Below are 583 nucleotides of genomic sequence, written 5' to 3'. Positions count from 1 at the left end.
CAAGGCTGGGTTACATGGCTGCGCGAACCTGCCCCATGCCAGCAAGGCTTCTCAAGCTGGCTGAGCCACAGTGGTAATCAGGAGATAATTTTGCTTGGCTGCTTTTTCATACCAATATGCAGCTTTTTTGAAGTTTTGAGGGATTCCTTTACCAATATCGTACATATGGGCAAAATTATACTGAGCCAAAGCAAAACCTTGAGAGGCAGATTTTTCATACCAATAAAATGCTTTTTGGTAGTCTTTAATAACACCATTACCATTTTCATAAAGACGAGCAAGATTATATTGAGCAATTTTATCACCTTTATCAGCCCCTTGCTTGTATAGCTCATATGGCGTTTTTGGTTTCTCTGTCAATGCATCCTCACTTCTATGAAATGCTCCCTCAACAGAAAACCCAATTCTTGGACTGTATTCTTTTAAATCTTTTATTATTTTATCAAGAACAGAAAATGACTCTTTGTATGAATCACCTGAATACATGACCATCAAAAAGTAAGTAAGTACTCAAAAACTCCTGTGCAGACCACATGGCAGCCAGCATGAGGCGTATTCGATAATATTTGCCAGTCTCGGAATT

At 38.9% G+C, this 583-nt stretch carries 1 protein-coding gene; it reads right to left on the bottom strand.

The annotated features are described in order from the left end of the window. Positions 1–51: 51 nt before the first annotated feature. Positions 52–486: a tetratricopeptide repeat protein gene (locus tag ABD892_RS10095; protein WP_345195497.1), complete on the bottom strand. Its 435-nt coding sequence runs from the start codon at positions 484–486 to the stop codon at positions 52–54. Positions 487–583 lie beyond the last annotated feature (97 nt).

The organism is Kistimonas scapharcae (assembly GCF_039540975.1).
GTDB classification, from domain to species: Bacteria; Pseudomonadota; Gammaproteobacteria; order Pseudomonadales; family Endozoicomonadaceae; genus Kistimonas; species Kistimonas scapharcae.
The sequence above is the reverse complement of the archived record's forward strand: the minus strand, read 5'-3'. Positions and strand labels throughout refer to the sequence as shown.